Origin of the sequence: Oceanobacillus sojae, assembly GCF_900162665.1 — a bacterium.
Taxonomy (GTDB): Bacteria; Bacillota; Bacilli; order Bacillales; family Amphibacillaceae; genus Oceanobacillus; species Oceanobacillus sojae_A.
In genome coordinates this window covers 376,606-396,657 of sequence record NZ_LT727812.1, presented here as the reverse complement: position 1 = coordinate 396,657, position 20,052 = coordinate 376,606, and the positions used below count along the sequence as shown (strand labels likewise).

Below are 20,052 nucleotides of genomic sequence, written 5' to 3'. Positions count from 1 at the left end.
GGAAGAAAAAATGCCGGAATTACCAGAAGTAGAAACAATTAAAGAGACGTTAAAATTACTTGTTCAGGGGAAAACAATAGAAACAGTAGATGTATTTTGGGCGAATATTATAAAGCAGCCGGATGATGCAGAGATATTTAAGCATCTGCTGGAAGGACAGACCTTTCAGGAAATAAAGCGGAAGGGGAAGTTCCTGCTCTTTTATTTAGATGACTATGTACTTGTGTCGCATTTAAGAATGGAAGGGAAATATCGTTTGCATGAACAGGATGAAGAGGTGGCAAAACATACGCATGTGATTTTTCATTTAAAAGGTGGAGAAACACTGCGTTATAACGATGTTCGCAAATTTGGAACCATGCACCTGTTAACCAAGGGAAGTGAATTTACACAAGCACCTTTAATGGCCCTGGGTCCAGAACCATTTGAGGAAGCTTTTACTGTCGAGTATTTTTATCAGCAGCTAAAAAAATCAACAAGATTTATCAAAACAGCACTTTTAGATCAAAACCTTTTGACAGGACTTGGTAATATTTATGTAGACGAAACTTTATTCCGTTCGGGAGTTCATCCTTTAACAAAGTGTAATGAATTGACTAAAAAAGAAGCAGCAGCGATTCGTTATGCTGCAATTGAAACACTTCAGGAGGCTGTAAAGGCCGGCGGTACAACCATCCGCAGCTATGTAGACAGCCAGGGAAATATGGGAATGTTTCAGCAGGTTTTATATGTTTATGGTCAAGATAAGAAGCCATGTAAAACATGTGGCGAGGAAATTATAAAAATGAAGGTTGGCGGACGGGGAACGCATGTATGCCCTAAATGCCAGCCGCAAAAAAGGTGAATGATTTATGAGTTTAGTAATTGGATTGACCGGAGGAATCGCCAGCGGGAAAAGTACAGTAGCAAAAATGTTTGCTGACTTAGGGATTCCGGTAATTGATGCGGATATAATAGCAAGAGAAGTGGTGGAACCGGGAGAAGAGCCGTATAACCGGGTAGTAGAGGTGTTTGGTAAAGAAATATTAAGTCCGGATGGCTCAATTAATCGGCCAAAGCTTGGTTCTATTATTTTTTCAAACGAAGATAGAAGAGAACAGTTAAATCAAATTGTTCATCCGGCAGTCCGTGCCCGGATGTTAAAGAAAAAAGAAGACTATATTGAGCAAGGAGAGAAATGTGTTGTACTGGACATCCCTTTGCTGTTTGAAAGTAAGTTAACTTCTCTAGCCGATCAAACTTTAGTTGTGTATGTAGATTCAGAAACACAGCGGAAGCGTTTAATGGAAAGAAATCAGCTTACTGAACAGGAAGCAATGGACCGGATCAGATCGCAAATGCCATTAGAAGAGAAGGCAAAGCTTGCTGATGAGTTAATTAATAATACCTGTTCTATAGAAGAAAGTAAGAAACAGCTAGTGGATTTATTAAAAAAATGGAATGTAATTGAATAGTTAAACACAGTGTCGGGCACCATCTGAGCTTATTATAAAGTGAAGATGGTGCTTTTCTTATCATTATTTTAAATGCAGGCATTCAAAATAATGATAAGAAACATTTTTATATTTAATGACACACTTTCTTTTATATATGTTATACTAATTGTAATAAAAGATAAAAAGTATAACATAATCAGGAGGAAAGAAGTGCTTATGGAGAAAACACGTATTGCAATAACAGGTTTTGGTCGAATTGGTCGAATGGTTTTTCGTCAAGCGATGGAAGAGGAGCAATTAGAAGTCGTTGCTATTAATGCAAGCTACCCATCAGAAACACTTGCTCACTTAATTAAATACGATAGTGTTCATGGCCCTTTTAACGGAGAAGTGAAAGCGTTGCCGAACAAGTTAATTGTTAATCGTAAAGAAATTCTTTTAGTAAATTCCAGAGACCCTGAAAAGCTGCCTTGGAAGGATCTTGGGATTGACATTGTTATTGAGGCCACAGGTAAGTTTAAAACCAAAGAGACAGCGGGACTTCATTTACAGGCAGGAGCAAAAAAAGTTATTATAACGGCACCTGGAAAAGAAGTTGATAAGACAATTGTAATAGGTGTAAATGAAAGTGATTATAATCCAGAGCTGCATGATGTTATCTCAAATGCCTCCTGCACTACAAATTGTTTGGCACCCGTAGTGAAAGTTATTGATGATTACTTTACAATAAAGAATGGCTTGATGACAACAGTCCATGCTTTTACAAATGATCAAAAGAATATTGATAATCCGCATAAAGATTTACGTCGTGCAAGAAGTTGTACGCAATCTATTATCCCGACAACAACCGGTGCTGCTAAAGCACTTGCAGAAGTGATGCCTCAGCTGAAAGGTAAATTACATGGGATGGCATTACGCGTGCCTACACCTAATGTATCTTTAGTAGATTTAGTGATTGATATTGAAGAAGATGTTACTGCTGAAGAGGTTAATGCAATATTTAAACAGGCTGCAGAAGGAAGTATGCGTGGAGTCATTCAATATTCTGATGAACCTTTAGTTTCTGTTGACTATACAACAAGTACTTACTCTGCAACCATTGATGGGCTGTCAACAATGGTAATGAATAACAATAAATTAAAAATTATTGCCTGGTATGACAACGAATGGGGCTATTCCAAACGCGTTGTTGACTTGACGAGCTATGTAGGCTATAGATTAGAACAGAAGGTACGTTTAACATCATAAGAACAGGAAGAAATCCGCATGAAACTATTTCATGCGGATTTCTTTTTCCGTCATTAAACTTTAAACTTACCTGCTTCCTCTTGCAATTCTTGAGCGGTTTCGCTTAAGGATACAGCTACATGAGCAACTTCATTCATAGTGGCCGATTGCTCCTCCATTGAGGCTGCAATTGTATCTATATTCCCAGACATGACTTGAGAACCTGTTGAAATTTCAGTAACTGACGCTGAAACTTGCTCTGCACTGGCTGAAAGCTCCTGCGATGTTGCTGAGATTTCCTGAATTTCATTTGTCATCCCGCGAACAGCTTCAACAATAGATTCAAACGATGATCCAGCATCGGTAATGACCTCTACTCCTTTTTGTACAGCAGGCAGGGCACGTTGCATAGCTTTTTCAACATTTTCTGTATCATTCTTAATTTCTGATGTTAACAGGCTGATTGAACCAGCTGATTTTTTTGATTCCTCTGCCAGTTTACGTACTTCATCTGCTACGACTGAAAATCCTTTTCCCTGCTCGCCCGCACGTGCTGCTTCAATTGCCGCATTTAACGCTAACAGGTTTGTCTGGTCTGTGATATCGGTAATCACTTTAGTGATATTTTCGATTTCTTCTGTTTGCTTTGCCAATTTCAGCACAAGCTCATTTACAGAGGCTGCCGAGTCATTAATATTATTCATTTGCTGCTGAGCGTCACCAATAATCTTTGTCCCGTTTTGAGCAGCCTCACTTGTTTCACTGGAAGAAGAATGAAGTGATTGTGCGGCTTCGGCAATCCTCTGAACTCCTTGAGCAGTTTCTCCCATCGCAATGGAGCTTTCGTTCGCTGCATAGGCTGCTGTTTGAGAGGTTTCAGCGGTATCAGCAGCCTGCTTCGTTACTTCTTCTGTGGTGGCGGATGCTTCTTCAGCACTTGCAGACAGCTCTTCAGATGATGAACCTAACTGTTCCGCATTTTGCTGGATACGAACAATTAACGCACGTGTATTATTTTTAGAAGCGTTGAAAATCTTAGCAAGCTGACCCAGTTCATCTTTAGATTTAACGGCTATATCCTCAGCAGATAAATCACCGTCGCCAATTTTCTTTGCAATAGCCATAACACTTAATAATGGAGCGGTGATAGAACGGCGGACATAGAACATTAAACCAATTCCAATTAGTATACTTACCCCTAAAACAATAATGGACACAACTTGTGCAGTGCCAATCGCAGATTCTATTTCTCCTTCGATATTATCCATTTGTCCTGCTTGATAGTTTTCCATCTTCTCAGCTGCTTCAAACATTTCTTCATTGATGCCCTGCACAGTTGTATTAACGATTTCTGTAGCTTGTTCTATATTATTATTTTCAACAGCAGTTATTATATCAGGTATTATCTCGTTGAATTCATCATTTGGAGTGCTGGCCTGCTCCCAATACGTTCTCATTTCCTCTGATGCTAAATATCCTTCCAGGTCGTTTAAGTTTTCATCAAGTTCTCCGGCTATAGTGAGAAGATTTTCTCGATGTGTATCTTCCTCCGGTTCTAAAATCAACGAACGGATATGGAGGGCCTGCGTAGCTACATCGTAGCGGATATTTTCAATTAAGATAAGCTGTTCGAGGCGATAATCCATTGCTTCCTCTGTCTGGTTTTCAATATTTCTCAAATTCATCATACTGCTGCCGACAGAAACAGCTAATAAAACAATTAACACAATAAAAGATAAATTCAACTTCTTTCCTACACTCATGAAACATACTCCTTCTTCTTTAAAAATGATATAATTGCTTTCCTGATTACTATATCGACAATTTATCATCAATATGTAGTGGGTCTTTGTGATTGTTTTGTGAAAATATTACTATAACTAAAATGCTAAAAATCAATTATAATGAAATGTTGAAAAATATTTCTTGTGTTTTTAAGCGGATTTTTAATGAAATTATGCTTTATGTGACATTTGGATGCTTCGGTCATTTTACGAAAGTAGTTTAAATGATCAAATCATGTTAAAATAGTACACACGTAATTATTATATTCATATGTTCAAGAGGTGTGCGCTCTATGAGGAAGATAGATAGAAAATGAGGGCTGATTTCATCGGCTTACGGATAACGAAGGGTTATTTTGGCCGGGCTTTTTGAACATCCTCTTACTAGTGAAAATATAGGATGTGTATGTATATGTCGATAGGTTATAAAATTAAACGTTTTTTTAATAATCATTCAGAGACCAGTGATAGTCATATAGATGAGTCTTTAAAAACCAGATATTATAAAGCGAGTAAGAATACAGTCATTCAAGCTGTAGAGGATTATTTTAATTCGAGTACGGATTTTTCGATTCATGCCCGCTCGGATCAGCATGGAGAGATAGGAGCAACCAGTAAACGCGGTAAAAAAGTTTTAATTATTGCTACGGTTGTTATGGTTCGTCCATATCACACAGCGCTTGATTTTTCTGTGACAACTGAAACGCCTGTTCATATTGATTTCGGGCACAGTAATAAAATAATAAAAAGAATATATCAGCATGTCAATGAACAGCTGCCGGAAATAAGATAGATAGGTAATTTAAGAAAGAAAGGAGTGAACGAAATGCGTTGTTCCAACTGTAATAATAAAAATACGAAAGTATTGGATTCTCGCCCGATAGAAGAGGGAGCAGCAATACGCAGACGCCGGGAATGTGAGAAGTGCGGATTTCGTTTTACCACTTTTGAACGAATTGAAGAAGTTCCACTCATTGTAGTAAAAAAAGATGGCATGCGCCAGGAATTCTCAAGAGAAAAGCTGACAAGAGGCATTATCAGAGCATGTGAGAAGCGCCCGGTAGCGATAGATACAATTGAAAATATTGCTTTGGAAGTAGAAAAAAGTTTACGAAACACTGGAAATTCGGAGGTCTCCAGCCATACAGTAGGTGAGATGGTTATGGAAAGACTGGCAGAAGTAGATGAAGTCTCTTATGTCAGATTTGCTTCTGTCTACCGTCAATTTAAAGATATCTCTGTTTTCTTAGACGAGCTGAAAGAAATTATAAAGACGGATAAACAAGCACATGAAGAATAAGAATGAAGGTATAGGACCGGAGCCGAGGACTGTGATCCTCGCTCCGTCAAAAACATTTGGGACTGGGACTGCGATTACTCGCCCCACCGAAGAGCTTTTGCGGTTACTCGTCCCATCAAAAACGTTGCGAAGTCTTATACATTTTTACTTGAAAAGGATGGGTTTATAATGAATGTGATTGGGAAAATCCTTCCTATTGATGGATATAATGCTGTGATGGACAAACAGCCTCCTCTTGATTTTAATGCTTCTTTGACACATTTTTATCAGCCGTTAATCGGAATTCAGGCAATTTCTTTATACTATACTTTGTTTTATGAGGTGGGTCATGTGCAAAAAGTACAGACACACCACACGTTAATGACATATTTAAATTTGACGCTGGATGATATTTATCGTGCACGAATAAAGCTGGAAGCCATTGGTTTATTGAAAACTTATAAAAGGACAGAGGACGGCAGAGATTATTATACGTATAATGTGCAGAGTCCATACTCTCCAAACCAATTTTTCAAGGAAGCAATGCTGTCCCAGCTGCTGCTGCATCATATAGGAGAACAGAAATATAATGAGCTTTATTCGCGTTATGTAAAGGATAGTTATCCTTATGGCGAAGAGGTGACAGCTGATTTTAATGAAGTGTTTGATACGATAACGCCATCTTTGCCTGTTGCTGAAAACGTGAAAAATGAGAGGCAGAGTACTGAAAAGGATTCAATGGATTTTTCCTGGATAGAACAAATGCTCAAGCAGCGGTTTATTCCAGCAGAAAGAATCCTAAATCCTGCAAATAAAAAGCTTATTCATCAAATGAAGGTATTATATGATATAGAAAGTGTAGACATAGAAAAAGCATTACTGTGGGCTCTTGATGAAGGTAATAAATTGAATCAGGAAGAGTTTAAATCAGCATGCCATGATATGTTTGTCTCCCGTAATAACGGGCAATCTATCCGTTTAAAAGAAAGGATTACGGCGAATACAGAAATTATAAGGAAGAAGCCTGAAACAAAGGAAGAACAGCTGATTCAAGAGCTGGAGACGATTTCTCCGAAACAATTGTTAGAAGATCTATCTGATGGAAATCACGCTTCTGAGCAGGATATTAAAGTCGTCCGTGAAGTGATGACCAGGCAGGGCTTGCCAGCTCCTGTCATGAATGTTTTAATACATTATGTTCTGCTGCAATCAAATATGAAGCTGTCCAAGGCTTATATGGAAACTATTGCCGGTCATTGGTCAAGGATTGGACTGAAGTCTGCAAAAGAAGCAATGAGCTTTGCTAAACAAGAACAGGTAAAATATAAATCAGCTAAAAATAAACCAAGAAAAAATAATAACTATAATTACAGTAATAATTATAAGAAAGAGGTTGTTCCTGATTGGTTTAACAACCGGAAGAAGAACCAGCCGGCGAATACGGGCTTAAGTGAAAAAGAACAGCAGGAGATTGAAGCTAAGCTTCAAAAGTATTTAAATGAAAGTTAAGAATTAAAGAGGATGTTTGAGCACACATTTAAAGGAGGGATGATGGATGAAGCCTATACAATCAGAATTAAAAGCATGGATGGATACGAATAAGAATTTCAAATCCAACTACACTAGAATAAAAAAGGAAATTCTGAGTGATCCCTCTATTCGATCATTTCTACATGAACACCCTGAACTGACTGATCACGATATTGAAAAGAATTTAATGCGGCTGTATGAATATAAGACACAATCCAAGCAATGTGATCGCTGTGCTTCTTTCGGAGAATGCCAAAACATGGTTCAAGGGTATTCTCCGGTATTAAGTATGGATAAGAATGAAATCAGACTCAGCTATGAAAAATGTCATTCACGTATTCAGGCTGAAGAACAGCAAGCACAGCAGAGGTTATTTCAAAGTCTTTATATGCCAAAAGAAATTTTGGAAGCAAAAATGTCAGAAGTTATTCAGGATAAGTCAAGGATTTCAGCAATTGGTGAAATTATCAACTTTTTAGAGGAAGCTAAAACAAAATTGCCTAAAAAAGGTTTATATCTTCATGGTTCGTTTGGAATTGGTAAAACATATCTATTAGGTGCTGTAGCGAATGAGCTGAAAAAGAGAAATTATTCAACTACTCTCATTTATATGCCGGAGTTTGTCCGGGAAATAAAGAGCTCTTTTAAGGATGATTCCTTTAATGAAAAGATAGATTTCTTTAAGAAAGCAGACGTTTTAATGCTGGATGATATTGGCGCGGAATTACAATCAGCCTGGTTCCGGGATGAAGTACTAGGCTCTGTCCTGCAATATCGTATGATGGAAGGGCTGCCTGTCTTTTTCTCCTCCAATTTTGATTTAAATCAGCTGGAGAAGGAACTCGCAAGTACCAGAAATGGCGTAGAAGAGGTTAAAGCCGGGCGGATTATTGAACGTATTAAGCAGGTAAGTACAGTGGTGAAAATGTCCGGTGAAAATAGAAGAGATGATTAGAGAAAGGATTTCCGTATAGGGAATCCTTTTTTTCTATATCTATATATTTATCGGCAGGTGTAAAAGATTAACTCAATTTTCAGACCGGAGAATAAGCATCTATACCTTCCTATCCCTATGATAAGCAAGTTATTTTTAAGGTGCGAAAGTTGAGTGATTAAAATAAAGATTTAACAAGTATTTTTTCTTATACTATATCGAGCAAATCTGCTAGTCTGACTAGTTTAAGCATTTTTATCTGAACTTGTCCATATAATGTAACAGTTTGTAAGTGGATGAGGGTGATATGTATTGTTGGAAGTGTATTTTGAATCGGATAAGGAAGTAGTTGCTTTTCGTAAAAAGTTAAATCCATATAGAAAACAGATCAGAGTACATCAACAAGCAAATGCCAGATGGGGTAACAGATTATGGCTGGAAGGTGATTTAGCAGAGATAGATCTAATTCATGTAATAAGCTCCGCAATGGCAAATGTTTTTATAGAAGAGCATCTTTCTGATATCATCATTCGTAAAATCACAAATAATTATTATTTTTCAGACCCAGATGAAATAAATCGTATCTATGATTTTTCTATGTGGATTTTATTTGACCCGGATTCTGATAATCAGTACTTACGGGATCATGTGGATACAACAAAGCTTTTGCAGCATATCTTTTTTGTGCATTTAAAGGATCGTAAAAGTATCCATTTTAGTGCGATACTGCATTTTCGGATGGCTCATTTTTTGGACTTTATTCAAGAATGTGTCGGGAAGGCTATTGAAGAATTTAAGCGGGAAGAGGATCATCAGGCATTCATTGATATGTTACGTCATTATGTTGAGAAAAAAGATCCTTGTGTTGATTTGATACATGTAGAACAAGGAGAGAATTTTATTTTTTACAATGAAAAAGGGGAAGTAATTTCTAAAGATATGCTTCGTATTTGGATGTATCAGGCGCCATTATATGCATTAGGGTTACATGAAAATGAATTTAATTTAAGTCCGCTTATTGCAATGTCGCCAGCAAGAATAAAAGTATATGGAGATGATCCTGCAGATCCAAAAACATTGACAATTACAAATATTTTTCAGGAAAGGGTAGAATTTGAAAGGAAAGGGGTGTCGATTCTTTCTCGTCTAGATTAAACAATTGGACTTGCTTTTCAAACCTGGAAGGAATATAATACGGATAGAGTTTGAAAATGAAATTGCTGAGATGAGGACATGATTATTTTCAGCTTACGTATCCAGAGAGGGAAGTCCTATGGCTGCAAGCTTCCTTTCGTAAAGAAATAATTACCCCCTTGGAGCATTGCTGCTGAAATAATAGGAAGTAGGCAGTAACGTTTTATCTGCGTTAAAGATCAATGAAGCTGAGGATAAAAGGAGTTTTTTATCTTCAGGAATCAGGGTGGAACCACGACATTAAACGCTCGTCCCTTTGCATAACGCAATGGGATGGAGCGTTTTTATATTTGAAAAAGGAGTTCGATGAAAATGGCTGATTTAACAATTATTTTTCCAGATGGAGCGGAGAAGCAATTCCCTGTTGGAACTACAGGTGAAGATATAGCAGCTTCCATTTCGCCAGGTTTAAAAAAACAGGCACTTGCTATCAGGTTAGATGGAGAGGCTTTGGACTTGCGCAGAGAGCTTCCTAAAGGTGGTAAGATTGAAATCATTACGTATCGTGATCAGGAAGGCTTGGAAATTGCACGTCATTCTACAGCTCATTTATTAGCTCAGGCTGTGAAACGATTGTATTCCAATGTCCAATTAGGTGTCGGTCCTGTTATTGAAGAAGGCTTCTATTATGATATTGATATGGAGCATTCATTAACACCGGAGGATCTTCCTAAAATAGAAAAAGAAATGAAGCGGATTGTAGATGAAAACTTAGAAATAAAACGTGTGGAAGTGTCCCGTGATGAAGCAAAAGCACGGTTTGCAGAGATCGGCGATGAATTAAAATTAGAGCTGCTTGATGCGATTCCTGAAGATGAAACTGTAACCATTTATGAGCAGGGGGAATTCTTTGATTTATGCCGCGGGGTGCATGTTCCTTCAACAAGTAAAATTAAAGCATTTAAATTATTAAGTATTTCTGGTGCTTATTGGCGTGGAGACAGTAATAATAAACAGCTGCAGCGTATTTACGGAACAGAATTTGAGAAAAAATCACAACTAGATGAGTATCTGCACATTCTGGAAGAGCGTAAAGAAAGAGACCATCGTAAGCTTGGTAAAGAGCTGGGCCTCTTTACTGTATCGCAAAAAGTTGGTCAGGGACTGCCGTTGTGGCTTCCAAAAGGAGCGACTATCCGTCGTAATATTGAACGTTATATCGTTGATCTGGAAGAACGCTTAGGCTATGATCATGTATACACTCCAGTACTTGGCAATGTGGAGCTCTATAAAACAAGCGGGCACTGGGAGCATTATCAGGAGGATATGTTCCCGCCAATGGAAATGGATAATGAAGAGCTTGTATTGCGTCCAATGAACTGTCCGCATCATATGATGGTTTTCAAAAATCAATTATGGAGCTATCGTAATCTGCCAGTTCGTATTGCTGAGCTTGGGACAATGCATCGTCATGAGATGAGCGGAGCACTTGCAGGCCTGCAGCGTGTTCGTGCGATGACCCTGAATGATGCGCATATTTTCGCCCGTCCCGATCAATTAAAAGAAGAATTTATCCGTGTTGTAGAACTCGTTCAAAAAGTATATAAAGACTTTGGGATTGAAGACTATTACTTCCGTCTCTCTTATCGTGATCCAGAGGATAAAGAGAAATACGTGGACAATGATGCTATGTGGGACAAAGCACAGGCGATGCTGAAAGAAACAATGGAGGACATGAAATTAGACTATGTAGAAGCAGAAGGAGAAGCTGCCTTCTATGGTCCGAAGCTGGATGTTCAAGTAAAAACAGCATTAGGAAAAGATGAGACATTATCTACTGTACAATTAGACTTCCACTTACCGGAACGCTTTGATTTAACTTATATCGGCGAAGATGGAAAAGAGCATCGTCCTGTTGTTATTCACCGCGGTGTCGTCTCTACCATGGAACGTTTCGTTGCATTTCTTATTGAAGAGTACAAAGGCGCTTTTCCAACATGGCTTGCTCCGGTACAGGCAAAAATTATCCCTGTATCCCTGCAGGCGCACCTTGATTATGCGAAAGAGGCAGAAGAAAAATTACGTCAGGAAGGCATTCGCGTAGAATTGGATAGCCGTGATGAAAAATTAGGCTACAAAATACGTGAAGCACAGACACAAAAAATTCCATTTGCACTTGTCTTAGGCGATAAGGAAATGGAAGCAGACGGTGTTAACTATCGCCGTTATGGTGAACAAGACACAGAAACACTCCCGCTTGACCAATTCATCGACTTTATAAAAGACGAAATTGATCAGAAGAAATAAACAGTGTTTTACGACAAAAAAGGAGGCTATTTTCACGCAATATGTGAGAATAGCCTTTTAAAAAAACTATTGACACTCTCAAATAACCGTGCTATGATTCAATAGTTGTTTAAAACAAAAGGATACAGTCCTTGACAAGAAAACGATAAAATGATATATTATAAAAGTTAATGATATGATCTAAAGACAAGTAGAAGCACCCGCTTCTCACCTGATTGACGCCTGTATGGGCAGTTAACGGGTTCATCACGATTCATGTTTACGAATGAGGAGATGTGTGGGTGCGTATGTGTGCCGACACTTTTTTTATGGAATGAAATGATTTGACTTGTCCAGATAGATCAGTAACAAAATTTTTCGGAGGTGGCTGGCTATTAGCAAGGATATGAATGTTAACGAAAAAATTCGTGCAAGAGAAGTTCGTCTCATTGATTCAAATGGGGATCAGCTTGGAGTAAAAACTCGTAATGAAGCATTAGAGATTGCCGGGAAACGAAACCTTGATTTAGTATTAGTTGCTCCAAACGCAAAACCACCAGTATGTCGTATTATGGATTACGGGAAGTATCGTTTTGAGCAGCAGAAGAAAGACAAGGAAGCTCGTAAAAAGCAAAAGGTAATCAATGTCAAGGAAGTGCGTTTTACACCTGGAATCGGTGACCATGACTTTGAAACGAAGCTTAAAAATGCACGTAAGTTCTTGGAAAAAGGGGATAAGGTAAAAGCTGCGGTTCGTTTCCGCGGTCGTGCAATCACCCACAAAGAACTTGGGAAAGAAGTACTGGACCGTTTCGCGGAAGAAGTGAAAGATCTTGGTACTGTAGAAACAAAACCTAAAATGGAAGGCCGTAATATGTTTATGATGGTCGCTCCAGTAAATGAAAAAAAATAAGCTTTTATCGCAACGAACTAGGAGGAAAAAATTATGCCTAAAATGAAAACTCATAAAGGTTCAGCAAAACGCTTCAAAAAAACTGGATCTGGAAAAGTAAAAAGATCTCACGCATACACTAGCCATATGTTTGCAAACAAATCTCAGAAGCAAAAACGTAAGTTACGTAAAGGAACTCTTGTTTCTTCTGGAGACTACAAACGTATTAAAGCAATGTTACCAAAATAATAAATTCAGATATGTAATTGAATCAGGAGGGATTTCTTATGCCACGAGTTAAAGGTGGAACAGTTACGCGTCGTCGTCGTAAACGCGTCTTAAAATTAGCAAAAGGTTACTACGGTTCGAAAAGAACTTTATTTAAAACAGCAAAACAACAGGTTATCAAATCAGGTCAATATGCTTATCGTGACCGCAGACAGAAAAAACGTGATTTCCGTAAACTTTGGATTTCCCGTATTAATGCTGCTGCACGTTTGAATGATATTTCTTACAGCAAATTAATGCACGGTTTGAAACTTGCCGGTATTGATATTAATCGTAAAATGCTTTCTGATTTAGCTATTAATGATGAACAAGCATTTGCTCAATTAGCATCTCAGGCAAAAGAAGCTTTAAAATAATATAGAAAAAAGATCGCTCACCAATTTGGATGGCGATCTTTTTTTTACAGGAAATTATAGAATTATGACCTGGTGGATGAGTATTTATAGAAAAGCAGCCGTGTCCTGCTTCAAGCACTAAAAAATATGAGGGAAATTTCATGCTGCACTCTGTGCTATTGTTCTTCAGAGATAATATGCTTCAGCATTGCAGTAAGCTAAGACTTTCTTTATGATTAAAGAGGAATATTTATTTAGTGGATCAGGAGGAAAAAATGGAAAATCTATCATCATTACTTATTTATTTACTCGTTGCTAATTTAATTGGATTTTATTTGATGTTTAAAGATAAACAGAAGGCGAAGCAGCATGCCTTTCGTATTCCGGAACGTACTTTTTGGTTATTAGCTGTTTTAGGAGCAAGCATTGGTATTTTTATTGGTATGCAGACATTTCGTCATAAAACAAAACATAAAAGCTTTACAATTGGCATTCCAGTTTTTATCGTGATTAATGTCATTTGTTTCATTGGCCTGGTTTTCTTTTCTAAGGAGATTCTTCAAGCTCTGTCTAATCTTTTTTAGGAATAAAACCAGCAGGAATTCTTTTATCATAGACTGCTCGTCTTGAAACATATATATAGGTATAAATAATACCAGCTTCCTCAAGAGGAGGGGTAGCCATGGAATACGTTGGAAATTATTTGCTGGTGATTATTGAGATGGGCGGTGTGCTTTCACCGCTGTTATTTATTATTCTTCATCTCATCAGGCCGCTGTTATTCTTACCAGTTGTATTTATTTGTATTTCTGGCGGCATCTTATTTGGTCCAGTTGCAGGAAGTGCCTATTCTATTATTGGGATAACAATGGCAAGTTTGTTTTTTTATGTGATGGCAGGCTGGATGCCGAAATCAATCGAAAAGCTAATTATTTTGAAGCAGCGGTTACTTGGTAAAAATAGAGAAATGACGACAGCACAGATTACTTTATTAAGACTCGTTCCATTTATTCATTTCCACTTACTATCATTATGTTTGATTGAAACGAACAAGACTTTTAAAGGATATGCAAAATCTTCTTTTATATCAAACATCCCTCTGGCAATTGTCTACACAAGTATCGGCGGTTGGATTTCTAAACTTTCTCCAGTATATATCGCTATTTTCATTATTGCCTTACTCCCATCCTTATATTTTTTAAGAAGAAAAGAAATTATTATTCAGTGGCAGGAGTTTTTTGCGGCGTCTTCCACACAGGTAAAGCATCGGGAATTATCAAAAACATAATACATGTAAAACACCCGGCTCTTCTTTACAAGAACCGGGTGTTTTACGATAAAAGTATGAAATATAAGGCTATGGAGAAGGTGATGTAAAGAATAACCAGTCCTGTTGTAACTGGTTATTCTTTTGTGATTTCCGTAATAATAAGTTCATTAATCGGATGCTTCCAAGTGATAGAAGCGTGCGGATAGTGCATTAATATTTCCTGCTCTAAAAAATATAAATCCTCTCTGGTCAGCCCGCGAAGCTCTAATGGGTTCTTAACAGTAACATGAATATCAACCACTTCAAAAGCGTCTTCGGTTGTTCCTAAATATTTCTCTCCAATAAAAAGACATCCTTTATAAGTTAATTGAAAATTTTTCTTGTTATTATTAAGTTCATCTAATAAATAAAATCCCTGATTTTCCTGAGAGAGGCGCAATTTACGCTCAGGTTTTTTTAAGTATTGAACCCATGTATAAATCAACAGTGCTATCGCTATCACTAATAATATCCGAAAGATAATGATGACCATAATTATCTACTCCTTAGAAACGTCCTGTTACCACTACATACGATTGAGTCTTCAAAAAGTTTCAAGAGAATAATATTTTATTATAAAAAATATAGAACGTCCATATTTTACGCTGCAAAACAGAATGGTTATGGTTTATTTAGAATTAAAAAATCTTCTTGACTAAACTAATTGCATTAGTTAATATATTAATTATATTAGTTTGAGGTGATTTAATTGAAAATAAGACAATTTAATAATTTATATCAAATCACATTTTTACCGAATATCTTTCCAATTAATTGTTTTGTTCTTGAGCAGAAGGAGAATTTAATCTGTATTGATATGGGAACAGGGAAATTTGTCAATGAGATAAAACAAATGACAGATCAAACAGGGAAACCGTTAAGTAAATTAATTTTGACCCATGCACACGGCGATCATGTGAGTGGAGTACCTTATTTTAAAGAGGTTTTTCCAGATGTACCTGTAGGAATATCAAGGCGGGACAATTATTTATTAAAGAAAGATTTTCGTCTGAGGGCTGGTGAGCCGGAGAAACCAATAAAGGGAGGATTCCCCAAAAGTGACATACTGATTGATTTTACTTTTGAAGAGGGAGATAAGGTCGATACTTTGGAAGTAATTTCGAGTCCGGGACATACGCCAGGTTCGGTATCCTTTTTTGAGCCGGAGCATCAGATACTTATTGTGGGAGACGCATTTCAAACAAAAGGCGGTGTAGCTGTTTCAGGAGTATTAAAATGGCTCTTCCCTTTTCCGAAAGCAGCAACTTGGGATAAAGAAACAGCTGTGAAGAGCGCAGTGAAATTACTTGCGTGCAATCCCAAATTACTTGCAGTCGGACATGGAAATGTATTAGTTAATCCAGAAGAGCAAATGAGAAAAGCAATAAAAAAAGCAGAAGCAGGGGTTGGAAAATGAGAAAAAAAATAACGAAAGAATTAATTACAGACGCTGCACTGGAACTGCTTGATCAGAAGGGAATCGAGGGAGTTACGATTAAAAATATAGCTCTGCGTTTAGAGATTAAACCGCCATCGTTATATAACCATGTAGCAAATTTAGAAGACTTACTAGATATGACTGCGCAAAGAAGTATGAAAAATTTGTATGATAAACTCCTGGTTGCCAGTATCGGACTGGAAAAGAAGGAAGCTCTATGGGCAATAGCGCAGGAATACAGAAATTTTGCTAAGAAATGGCCGGGTCAATATCAATTAGTACAAAAAGTCAAGCTATGGAAAAGTGATGAAACAAAAGAGTTATCTGAGCGGATTATCGAAATATTTTCTAAAATACTGCAAAAATATGCCCTTTCAGATGATGAAGCTATTCATTTTATCCGGACATTAAGAAGTTACCTGCATGGCTTTACGATGTTAGAAATGGATGAAGCTTTCGGGCTTCCTCAAGAGCTGGAAAAAAGCTTTTCAATAGGGTTAAATATAATTTTGACAGATTTGGAGTCTGATTAGAACTCAAAGAGATTAATCAATATAAAAAGCTTTTCTAAAAAGTCTGTGATAAAATGGAAGAGATGGCAGACAAGGGGGAGATAAATTGGATTGGAATCAGCTATTTGAAATGCAAAAAGAACTGGATACATATATTGAGAACAATCATGATTTATCCAGCATCAATTTATTTCATGAAAAGCATCTGGCCCTCCTCGTAGAACTTGGAGAGCTTGCAAACGAAACAAGGTGCTTTAAATTCTGGAGCACAAAAGCTAGAAATAAGCAGCAGGTTATTTTAGAGGAATATGTAGATGTGTTACATTTTCTGATGTCAATAGGCATTGAGAAAGGATATATTTATCAGGCAGAAGGACAGATTAAACCGGAAGAGAGCATGACGGAATCAGAATACTTTTACCAGGTATATAAAAAAGCTATTGCTTACCGGGAAAATCCGGTGAATGAAAATTATCAGCAATTATTTAGCTGGAGCCTGCAATTGGGAAATCAGCTTGGATTTACTGATACCGATATTCAAAAAGCATACTGGGAAAAAAATAAAATTAACTATCAGCGCCAGGATCAGGGCTATTAACTCTTTTTTCCGGCTTAACTGTCAGTATAAGCCGGATTGACTCAACTATCTTACGCATGAGAAAGCTGTAAAAGCTCAGATTATATGAAGTTTCACTATATAAAGGAGAGATTATCAATATGACAAAGCTGGATAACACATTAACAATGCTAAAGGATTTAACAGATGCAAAAGGAATACCAGGAAATGAAAAAGAAGTACGTGAAGTATTTGAAAGTTATATTAAGCCCTATGCCGATGAGCTGACAACAGATAATTTAGGCAGCTCGATTGCTAAAAAGACAGGTGATGAGAATGGACCAAAAATAATGGTTGCAGGTCATTTGGATGAAATTGGTCTGATGGTAACACGGATTGATGAAAATGGCTTTCTCTATTTCCAGACAGCAGGGGGCTGGTGGAATCAGGTCATGCTGGCACAGCGTGTAACAATTATGGGCTCCAAAGGAGACGTGACTGGTGTCATTGGCTCTAAGCCTCCACATATATTGAGTCCAGAAGCTAGAAAAAAACCATATGAAATAAAAGATATGTTTATTGATATTGGTGCGACAAGTAAAGAAGAAGCAGAATCATTCGGTGTGAAGCCTGGAGATTCTGTCGTTCCTTATTTTGAATTTACGCAATTAAAGAATGAGAAATTACTGATGGCGAAAGCTTGGGATAACCGTATCGGTTTAGCGATTGCAATCGATGTATTGAAGGCTTTAAAGGATGAAGAACATCCTAATACTGTCTATGGTGTAGGAACGATTCAGGAGGAGGTTGGTTTACGTGGAGCAAAAACATCTTCTCATCTGATTCAGCCGGATATTGGTTTTGGTGTCGATGTAGGCATTGCCGGAGACACACCGGGTGTTGCTAAACAAGATGCTGACAGCAAGCTTGGCGAAGGCCCTCAGATTGTACTGTATGATGCTTCTATGATTTCTCATAAGGGACTGCGTGATTTAGTAGTTGATACAGCAGAGGAAAATAATATCCCTTACCAGTTTACTTCTATAGCTGGCGGTGGTACAGATTCAGGCTCTATTCATTTGACTGGAAATGGTGTTCCATCTCTATCTGTTACAATAGCAACCCGCTATATCCATTCACACGCAGGAATTCTCCATCGTGATGATTATGAGAATGCTGTGAAATTATTAACAGCTGTGATTAAGAAATTGGATCGCAAAACCTTGGATACTCTTATTAAAGCTTAATAATAATGATTTATGCCGTACATTTTGAGATTGTTAAAATGTACGGTTTTTTATAGAAAAGGGTGTTCTTGACAGAAATTGACGGCTATGTTAAATTATATTTAATTAAATATTTATTAATTAAATATAAAAGGAGTTTTTTCAATGAATCCAATTCGTGGCATGCACCACGTTACGGCAATAACAAGCAGTGCAGAAAAGAATTATGAATTTTTCACATATGTGCTCGGCATGCGTTTAGTAAAGAAAACAGTTAATCAGGATGACATACAAACCTATCATTTATTCTTTGCAGATGATGAGGGAAATGCCGGGACAGATATGACATTTTTTGACTTCCCGGGTATCCCTAAAGGTTCCCACGGAACAAATGAAATCTATAAAACATCCTTACGTGTACCAAGTGATGCTGCACTTGAATATTGGAAGAAACGCTTTGACCGTCTTGGAATTAAACACACAGAAATTGAACAGCAATTTGATGTGAAAACATTATCTTTTTCTGATTTTGATGATCAAAAGTATCAGCTTGTTTCGGATGAGAATAATAATGGAAGGGTCTCAGGCAAGCCATGGAAAGATGGACCAATCCCATCAGAATATGGAATTACTGGACTGGGGCCAGTAGTTGTACGTGTTGCAGATTTTAATTTCTTCAAGCAGGTTTTAGAAAAGATATTTATGTACAATGAGGTTTCCAGTGAAGCATCACTTCATCTTTTTGAAATAGATGATGGTGGAAATGGCGCCCGGGTCATTGTCGAGCATAATGAAGAATTACCGCCGGCCAGACAGGGCTATGGTACAGTGCATCATGCAGCATTATGTGTAGATGAACGCGAAGATTTAGAGAAATGGCAGCGGAGAATAGAACAATTTGGTCTTCAAACTTCCGGATTTGTCGAGCGTTTTTATTTCGGTTCGTTATATACTCCGGTAGCACCACAGGTATTATTTGAATTAGCAACAGCCGGTCCTGGATTCATGGAGGATGAGCCATATGAAACCCTAGGAGAAAAACTTTCATTGCCGCCGTTTCTTGAATCACAGCGTGAACAGATTGAAAGTCAGGTAAGAAAAATAGATACGGTTCGAAGTAATAAGGTAATAGAGAAAGAATATGAATAAAATATTTTAAACAAAAAGGATTCGTTGCCAAAAACAAACGAATCCTTTTTTGTATGAAGTATGCTAGCAGAAATCTAAGCTAATGAACGGTATGTATTCATTACTTTAGATACATAAGCTGTTGTTTCTTTAAATGGAGGAACGCCCTGATGTTTATCTACATTTCCAGGGCCAGCATTATAAGCTGCCAATGCCAATTCAGTATTTCCGTTATATCTTTTCAGCATTTGGCTTAAATATTTTGCTCCGCCCTCAATATTTTGTTGAGGATCATACGAATTTGCCACTCCTAAGCCTGCTGCTGTTTTCGGCATTAACTGCATTAAACCTTGGGCACCGACAGGGCTTGTTGCATTAGGATTAAAATTAGATTCCTGTTTAATAACAGCATGAATTAAATTTTCACTAATATTGTATTTATTTGCCATTTGTTGAATGATACCCTTATAATTTGCTCCGTTTCCATTAGCTGACTGAGCTGCCTGCATTGGAACTGTTGCCGTTGCTTGCGTCAATGGTGGAGAAATAAGTCCGGACCTTCTGAGATTAGAGCCAAAGTCCTGTGCTGTCCGTTCCTCTGCTTCACGAATTCGTTCTAAGAGCAGCTGTTGAAAGGACTTAGCGCCAAAACCGCTGTTTTCAGTGACTTCACCGGCAGCAGGAGTCATAGATAAAGCCTCGAAAGGGTTAGTCCGTTGATTTGTATTAATTTCCATTTATATTCACCGTCCGTATAT

General features: G+C 37.6%; 22 protein-coding genes and 2 other annotated features. Of the genes, 19 read left to right on the top strand and 3 right to left on the bottom strand.

Annotation, left to right across the window (positions count from 1 at the left end):
• Nucleotides 1-10: 10 nt before the first annotated feature.
• From mutM to BN1068_RS12810, 3 genes are all read left to right on the top strand, one after another.
• Complete coding sequence (gene mutM / locus BN1068_RS12820) at nt 11-844, top strand: DNA-formamidopyrimidine glycosylase (protein WP_077603247.1); 834 nt, start codon at nt 11-13, stop codon at nt 842-844.
• A 7-nt stretch (nt 845-851) separates the two neighbouring features.
• Nucleotides 852-1,454, top strand: coding sequence for a dephospho-CoA kinase (gene coaE / locus BN1068_RS12815; RefSeq protein ID WP_077603246.1), 603 nt, complete (start codon nt 852-854; stop codon nt 1,452-1,454).
• A 198-nt stretch (nt 1,455-1,652) separates the two neighbouring features.
• Nucleotides 1,653-2,684, top strand: coding sequence for a glyceraldehyde-3-phosphate dehydrogenase (locus BN1068_RS12810; RefSeq protein ID WP_077604068.1), 1,032 nt, complete (start codon nt 1,653-1,655; stop codon nt 2,682-2,684).
• A 53-nt stretch (nt 2,685-2,737) separates the two neighbouring features.
• Here the strand turns inward: BN1068_RS12810 and BN1068_RS12805 are convergent, their stop codons facing one another.
• Nucleotides 2,738-4,426: a methyl-accepting chemotaxis protein gene (locus tag BN1068_RS12805; protein ID WP_077603245.1), complete on the bottom strand. Its 1,689-nt coding sequence runs from the start codon at nt 4,424-4,426 to the stop codon at nt 2,738-2,740.
• A gap of 433 nt (nt 4,427-4,859) precedes the next feature.
• On the opposite strand from BN1068_RS12805, the gene BN1068_RS12800 reads away from it, so the two are divergent.
• The 11 genes from BN1068_RS12800 to BN1068_RS12750 all read left to right on the top strand — a co-directional run bounded on the left by BN1068_RS12800 (nt 4,860) and on the right by BN1068_RS12750 (nt 14,413).
• A complete protein-coding gene (locus BN1068_RS12800) occupies nt 4,860-5,240 on the top strand; it encodes a cytosolic protein (RefSeq protein WP_077603244.1) in 381 nt (126 codons plus the stop codon).
• A 33-nt stretch (nt 5,241-5,273) separates the two neighbouring features.
• The gene (nrdR, locus tag BN1068_RS12795; protein ID WP_077603243.1) at nt 5,274-5,747 is read left to right on the top strand and encodes a transcriptional regulator NrdR; all 474 of its coding nucleotides are present in this window, start codon (nt 5,274-5,276) and stop codon (nt 5,745-5,747) included.
• Between the two features lie 168 nt (nt 5,748-5,915).
• On the top strand, nt 5,916-7,235 hold the full coding sequence (locus tag BN1068_RS12790) for a replication initiation and membrane attachment family protein (protein ID WP_077603242.1): 1,320 nt from the start codon (nt 5,916-5,918) through the stop codon (nt 7,233-7,235).
• Nucleotides 7,236-7,281: 46 nt separating this feature from the next.
• Nucleotides 7,282-8,211, top strand: a complete 930-nt coding sequence (gene dnaI, locus BN1068_RS12785; protein WP_077603241.1) for a primosomal protein DnaI — start codon at nt 7,282-7,284, stop codon at nt 8,209-8,211.
• Between the two features lie 300 nt (nt 8,212-8,511).
• Complete coding sequence (ytxC, locus tag BN1068_RS12780) at nt 8,512-9,345, top strand: putative sporulation protein YtxC (protein WP_254846805.1); 834 nt, start codon at nt 8,512-8,514, stop codon at nt 9,343-9,345.
• Between the two features lie 58 nt (nt 9,346-9,403).
• Nucleotides 9,404-9,643 (top strand) — a binding site (T-box leader).
• 53 nt (nt 9,644-9,696) lie between these two features.
• Nucleotides 9,697-11,631 (top strand): threonine--tRNA ligase, encoded by a 1,935-nt coding sequence (gene thrS / locus BN1068_RS12775; protein ID WP_077603239.1) that lies wholly within the window; start codon nt 9,697-9,699, stop codon nt 11,629-11,631.
• A gap of 182 nt (nt 11,632-11,813) precedes the next feature.
• Nucleotides 11,814-11,944 (top strand) — a sequence feature (ribosomal protein L20 leader region).
• Between the two features lie 72 nt (nt 11,945-12,016).
• Nucleotides 12,017-12,523 carry a translation initiation factor IF-3 gene (infC, locus tag BN1068_RS12770; protein ID WP_139344830.1) on the top strand — a complete coding sequence of 169 codons (507 nt, stop codon included), beginning with the start codon at nt 12,017-12,019 and terminating at the stop codon, nt 12,521-12,523.
• A gap of 33 nt (nt 12,524-12,556) precedes the next feature.
• Nucleotides 12,557-12,751 (top strand): 50S ribosomal protein L35, encoded by a 195-nt coding sequence (rpmI, locus tag BN1068_RS12765; RefSeq protein ID WP_077603237.1) that lies wholly within the window; start codon nt 12,557-12,559, stop codon nt 12,749-12,751.
• Between the two features lie 38 nt (nt 12,752-12,789).
• Nucleotides 12,790-13,146 (top strand): 50S ribosomal protein L20, encoded by a 357-nt coding sequence (rplT, locus tag BN1068_RS12760; RefSeq protein WP_077603236.1) that lies wholly within the window; start codon nt 12,790-12,792, stop codon nt 13,144-13,146.
• Between the two features lie 254 nt (nt 13,147-13,400).
• Complete coding sequence (locus BN1068_RS12755; RefSeq protein ID WP_077603235.1) at nt 13,401-13,709, top strand: DUF1294 domain-containing protein; 309 nt, start codon at nt 13,401-13,403, stop codon at nt 13,707-13,709.
• A 98-nt stretch (nt 13,710-13,807) separates the two neighbouring features.
• Complete coding sequence (locus BN1068_RS12750; protein ID WP_077603234.1) at nt 13,808-14,413, top strand: TVP38/TMEM64 family protein; 606 nt, start codon at nt 13,808-13,810, stop codon at nt 14,411-14,413.
• A gap of 115 nt (nt 14,414-14,528) precedes the next feature.
• Here BN1068_RS12750 and BN1068_RS12745 read toward each other — a convergent pair whose 3' ends face one another.
• Entirely contained in the window at nt 14,529-14,927 is a 399-nt protein-coding gene (locus BN1068_RS12745; protein WP_077603233.1) for a sigma-w pathway protein ysdB, read from the bottom strand.
• A 216-nt stretch (nt 14,928-15,143) separates the two neighbouring features.
• Between BN1068_RS12745 and BN1068_RS12740 the strand changes: the two genes are divergently transcribed.
• From BN1068_RS12740 to BN1068_RS12720, 5 genes are all read left to right on the top strand, one after another.
• The gene (locus tag BN1068_RS12740) at nt 15,144-15,851 is read left to right on the top strand and encodes an MBL fold metallo-hydrolase (protein WP_077603232.1); all 708 of its coding nucleotides are present in this window, start codon (nt 15,144-15,146) and stop codon (nt 15,849-15,851) included.
• Nucleotides 15,848-16,405: a TetR/AcrR family transcriptional regulator gene (locus BN1068_RS12735; protein ID WP_077603231.1), complete on the top strand. Its 558-nt coding sequence runs from the start codon at nt 15,848-15,850 to the stop codon at nt 16,403-16,405. Before BN1068_RS12740 ends, BN1068_RS12735 begins: the two co-directional genes overlap by 4 nt.
• An 85-nt stretch (nt 16,406-16,490) precedes the next feature.
• Nucleotides 16,491-16,982: a dUTP diphosphatase gene (locus BN1068_RS12730; RefSeq protein ID WP_077603230.1), complete on the top strand. Its 492-nt coding sequence runs from the start codon at nt 16,491-16,493 to the stop codon at nt 16,980-16,982.
• A 119-nt stretch (nt 16,983-17,101) separates the two neighbouring features.
• On the top strand, nt 17,102-18,187 hold the full coding sequence (locus BN1068_RS12725) for a M42 family metallopeptidase (RefSeq protein WP_077603229.1): 1,086 nt from the start codon (nt 17,102-17,104) through the stop codon (nt 18,185-18,187).
• A 144-nt stretch (nt 18,188-18,331) separates the two neighbouring features.
• Complete coding sequence (locus BN1068_RS12720) at nt 18,332-19,315, top strand: ring-cleaving dioxygenase (RefSeq protein ID WP_077603228.1); 984 nt, start codon at nt 18,332-18,334, stop codon at nt 19,313-19,315.
• A gap of 74 nt (nt 19,316-19,389) precedes the next feature.
• Here the strand turns inward: BN1068_RS12720 and BN1068_RS12715 are convergent, their stop codons facing one another.
• The gene (locus BN1068_RS12715; RefSeq protein WP_077603227.1) at nt 19,390-20,031 is read right to left on the bottom strand and encodes a lytic transglycosylase domain-containing protein; all 642 of its coding nucleotides are present in this window, start codon (nt 20,029-20,031) and stop codon (nt 19,390-19,392) included.
• Between the last annotated feature and the right edge of the window lie 21 nt (nt 20,032-20,052).

Excerpts from the sequence above, each read along its gene's own strand:
- rpmI (WP_077603237.1), top strand. The coding sequence starts at position 12,557 with ATGCCTAAAATGAAAACTCATAAAGGTTCAGCAAAACGCTTCAAAAAA.
- BN1068_RS12790 (WP_077603242.1), top strand. The coding sequence starts at position 5,916 with ATGAATGTGATTGGGAAAATCCTTCCTATTGATGGATATAATGCTGTG.
- BN1068_RS12745 (WP_077603233.1), bottom strand. The coding sequence starts at position 14,927 with ATGGTCATCATTATCTTTCGGATATTATTAGTGATAGCGATAGCACTG.
- BN1068_RS12725 (WP_077603229.1), top strand. The coding sequence starts at position 17,102 with ATGACAAAGCTGGATAACACATTAACAATGCTAAAGGATTTAACAGAT.
- infC (WP_139344830.1), top strand. The coding sequence starts at position 12,017 with ATGAATGTTAACGAAAAAATTCGTGCAAGAGAAGTTCGTCTCATTGAT.
- rplT (WP_077603236.1), top strand. The coding sequence starts at position 12,790 with ATGCCACGAGTTAAAGGTGGAACAGTTACGCGTCGTCGTCGTAAACGC.
- BN1068_RS12755 (WP_077603235.1), top strand. The coding sequence starts at position 13,401 with ATGGAAAATCTATCATCATTACTTATTTATTTACTCGTTGCTAATTTA.
- mutM (WP_077603247.1), top strand. The coding sequence starts at position 11 with ATGCCGGAATTACCAGAAGTAGAAACAATTAAAGAGACGTTAAAATTA.
- dnaI (WP_077603241.1), top strand. The coding sequence starts at position 7,282 with ATGAAGCCTATACAATCAGAATTAAAAGCATGGATGGATACGAATAAG.
- BN1068_RS12810 (WP_077604068.1), top strand. The coding sequence starts at position 1,653 with ATGGAGAAAACACGTATTGCAATAACAGGTTTTGGTCGAATTGGTCGA.
- BN1068_RS12750 (WP_077603234.1), top strand. The coding sequence starts at position 13,808 with ATGGAATACGTTGGAAATTATTTGCTGGTGATTATTGAGATGGGCGGT.
- nrdR (WP_077603243.1), top strand. The coding sequence starts at position 5,274 with ATGCGTTGTTCCAACTGTAATAATAAAAATACGAAAGTATTGGATTCT.
- BN1068_RS12715 (WP_077603227.1), bottom strand. The coding sequence starts at position 20,031 with ATGGAAATTAATACAAATCAACGGACTAACCCTTTCGAGGCTTTATCT.
- BN1068_RS12735 (WP_077603231.1), top strand. The coding sequence starts at position 15,848 with ATGAGAAAAAAAATAACGAAAGAATTAATTACAGACGCTGCACTGGAA.
- BN1068_RS12800 (WP_077603244.1), top strand. The coding sequence starts at position 4,860 with ATGTCGATAGGTTATAAAATTAAACGTTTTTTTAATAATCATTCAGAG.
- BN1068_RS12720 (WP_077603228.1), top strand. The coding sequence starts at position 18,332 with ATGAATCCAATTCGTGGCATGCACCACGTTACGGCAATAACAAGCAGT.
- BN1068_RS12805 (WP_077603245.1), bottom strand. The coding sequence starts at position 4,426 with ATGAGTGTAGGAAAGAAGTTGAATTTATCTTTTATTGTGTTAATTGTT.
- thrS (WP_077603239.1), top strand. The coding sequence starts at position 9,697 with ATGGCTGATTTAACAATTATTTTTCCAGATGGAGCGGAGAAGCAATTC.
- coaE (WP_077603246.1), top strand. The coding sequence starts at position 852 with ATGAGTTTAGTAATTGGATTGACCGGAGGAATCGCCAGCGGGAAAAGT.